Here is a 3,325-nt window from a genome sequence, read left to right as displayed (position 1 = left end):
CTTTAATCTACGATCAAGTTAAGAATATTTCAGAAAATAAAATAATTGCAGAAAAAGATGGTTTTTGGGGAGCAATTGATCTAAATAATCTAACAATCATTCCTTTTGAATATAAACATTTGAATCCTTTTCATGAAGATTTAGCATTTTTTAGTAAAGATACAAATAGTAAGAAAATTGGCTATATTAATTCCTCAAATCAAATAGTTATTCAACCTGATTTAGAATTTTGCTGGCATGGCGATTTTAGTAACGGAATTGCAGTTGCAAAAAAAGATGGAAAATTCGGATACATTGACAAAAAAGGAATTTTTTTTATTTCAAATGTTTATAAAGAAGCATTCCCTTTCATAAATAATATTGCGCTGGTAAAACTAGGAAATAACGAAAAATTTACTTTTATCAATGAAAAAGGTGAAAGCATCATTAATAAAGAATATAAACAACTATATCCTATTAAAAATGGATTTGCAAGATTTGTTGAATAAAATCCAATCACTCGGATTTGCATTTTGTACACACAAAGTATGCGCACAAAGTAAGAAGATTAGAAAATTATATTAATGAATAATAATTTAGAGTTTCTAATTGGAATGGGCACAGTTAATAATCCACTTCAGCAGAGTTATTACGAAAATGAAAAAGCTTGAGGAGATTTTTGCAAAAGGAACAAGGGCACAAACCATGTAAGATTATATACTTAAAAATATTTTTATTTGTAATGTTTTAAATATAGATTAGCAAAAGCAAAATGATAACGTTAGTCAGGCAAGTCAACCCGGTTTGGGTGTGATGTGTTTGATTTTGTTAGGCCTATATACTAGTTGTGCAAAACTCTAAACCAAAATACTACATAAAAAATGAATAAAATATTGCTTTTAATTGTATTAATAATTTCAAATTCTGCATATTCTCAGATTAATTCTGAAAGAAGCGAATTTAAAATATTTTCAGAATTTTTAAAAGATTCGGTAAATGTTCAATTAAGACTGCCACGTGAAATCGAAAAAAACAAAGATTCATTATCTATGGTTTTATTGTTAGACGGTAGTGAATATTTTGGATTTGCAAGTGATATGGCAAATCTTTACGAATTTGGAAAATTAACACCTAAATTGATCATTGTTTCTTTGCCAAGTACAATGGAAAGTAGATGGACATATTACACTCCAACAAATGCAAAGAAAGAAAGTAATTATTCAGATAGTGAAGATTTATATAAAAGAACGGGAAAGTTTAATGAGTATTCTTTATTTGTTCAAGAAGAACTTATTCTATTTGTTGAAAAAAAGTTGAATATTAAATTTAATTCAAAAACAATATTTGGTCATTCTTTAGGTGGTTTGGGTGCTTTAAGTTTTTTCACTTTAAAACCAAATGTTTTTGATAATTACATTATTGCAAGTGCTAGTTCTTTATTTGATGAATTTTATATTATAAAAGAAATTGAGAAAATAAAAAAATATTCATTTTCTAAACTATATTTATCTGTAGCAGAGAATGATATGAACGGTTATTTACAAAATACTGAGTATATAAACGAAACTATTAGTAGAAATAAAACTGACAAAAATAAATTAGAATATATGCTTTATAAAAACCAAAGTCATGCAGAAGTAGGATTACAAACTTTGTTGGATGGATTAAAATACATTTACAAAAAATAAGAGCATCGCACAAAAGCAGTTTACAAAAATGGCAGGTTTTGGGCTTAATTTAAAGTTGGTTTTGTATTTGCAAAGTCAGTGAAAAACCGAAAATAATTTCTTTATTTACCCCGACCATCGCCTACTAGCAAGGTGTTGGATTTCAATATATTTATAGACCTAAAAGACAGTCGTTAACAAAATAAAGTAACTATTTAAAAAGCATAAAAATGAAATTTATAAGTTTAAAAGAGAGTAAATATGTTTGGCTAATTATTATTGCATTGACAATAATTGCAATCTTATTTAAATCTATTTATAGACAATATATAACAGAGAACCATATACAAGATTTTGGAATATCAGACACATCACCAAACTTTTTTGCGGGACTACTAATTATGTTTTTTTATTTCACTCAAAATTTCTATAACAAAAATAAATTCATAAAAAATGCTTTTTTTGCCTTAGTAGGTCTAATTGGTTACGAACTTGTACAAGGAAACGTTTTAACATACAGAACTTTTGATTTTAGTGATATTGTTGCGTCAATAATCGGAGTAATTTTCGGTTACTTTATATGTATAGAATTAAATAATAGATCAATATTGCTCCCGAAAGAAAAAAGCCCGAACCGCTAACAGCCATGGCAAAATAGCAGGTTTAGTGCTAAATTGAACATTAGGAATTCTAATAAACATTAGTGTTTAGTTGAAATTAAGTATTCATAAATCAAAAACTTAGTCAATATTAAAAACGTTAGGCCTCACTTTGCCGCAGAATCGAGAAAGATACTTTTTGATTTTAACATAAATTATTCTAATGAAAAGAATTATACTGACATTAATGGTTTTATTGGTTTTTAATTGCGCGAAAAAAGATGAAAAAGAAAAACATTTTCAACCAACTATACTTTTAAAAGAAATAATAAAAAATGAACGAGTAAAGAATATAATTTGGGATTTTAGACTTACCAATCTTGAAATTAATAGAAGTGGAAAACAAAACAAAGAATATGAAATTTTCCGCAACAATTTAACTGATATCGAATTAGTGCAAATTACAGAATGTGAAGTTCCTTTGTTGCGCTGTATTGCTTTTAAAACTTTAGTCGAAAGAGATTATGTAAATATAAGAAAAATATTTAATAGACACTTAAATGACTACAATTTGGTTAAAGGACATTATTACGACGTTCTTATAAGTGAGCCAGTTAAAATTTTTATGCTTAATCAATTAAGTCCATATTCAAATTCGAAATTTAAATTTTCAAAAAAAGAGTTTAGAAAAATGCAAGATGAATATTATAAGTAGAAATTAATTGAACGAGAAAAAGCAAACGCCCAATACCCACTCTAACGGATTTGGGCAATTGACTTAATGGAAAGTTGGTTTTGTATATTGAAAATTTGGCAACGTGAATAGAGTGCGTAATTGAATCCCAAACCCGCTGTAGTTCCAGAACGCTATATGACATTTTAACAACAAACTATGAATTTACCAAGTTTAAAAAAAGAAGATAAGTGGGGGAATTTTAGCGGTAATATCAATATCTATAAAGACTTGCTTGAATCAGATATTGAAATACTAATTCAAGAGAAAAACATACACTCTTTACAATTTTATTCTTTTAAAAATCCATCAGAAAAAACTTGGGAAACTTTGAATAAATTTTATGA

At 27.1% G+C, this 3,325-nt stretch carries 5 protein-coding genes; all 5 read left to right on the top strand.

Annotated features, from left to right (window positions below):
• Positions 1-488, top strand: a 488-nt coding sequence (locus FPG59_RS15095) for a WG repeat-containing protein (RefSeq protein WP_140344692.1), incomplete at its 5' end; no start/stop codon positions are given.
• 372 nt (positions 489-860) lie between these two features.
• Positions 861-1,667 carry an alpha/beta hydrolase gene (locus tag FPG59_RS15090; protein ID WP_086455383.1) on the top strand — a complete coding sequence of 269 codons (807 nt, stop codon included), beginning with the start codon at positions 861-863 and terminating at the stop codon, positions 1,665-1,667.
• A gap of 209 nt (positions 1,668-1,876) precedes the next feature.
• Positions 1,877-2,287 carry a hypothetical protein gene (locus tag FPG59_RS15085; protein WP_086455382.1) on the top strand — a complete coding sequence of 137 codons (411 nt, stop codon included), beginning with the start codon at positions 1,877-1,879 and terminating at the stop codon, positions 2,285-2,287.
• A 181-nt stretch (positions 2,288-2,468) separates the two neighbouring features.
• Positions 2,469-2,960 carry a hypothetical protein gene (locus FPG59_RS15080; RefSeq protein ID WP_086455381.1) on the top strand — a complete coding sequence of 164 codons (492 nt, stop codon included), beginning with the start codon at positions 2,469-2,471 and terminating at the stop codon, positions 2,958-2,960.
• A gap of 177 nt (positions 2,961-3,137) precedes the next feature.
• Positions 3,138-3,325 (top strand): hypothetical protein (locus FPG59_RS15075; protein WP_140344691.1); only part of this gene is annotated, 188 nt, incomplete at its 3' end.

This window comes from Flavobacterium sp. FPG59 (assembly GCF_002150205.1).
In the GTDB taxonomy this organism is placed as follows: Bacteria; Bacteroidota; Bacteroidia; order Flavobacteriales; family Flavobacteriaceae; genus Flavobacterium.
The sequence above is the reverse complement of the archived record's forward strand: the minus strand, read 5'-3'. Positions and strand labels throughout refer to the sequence as shown.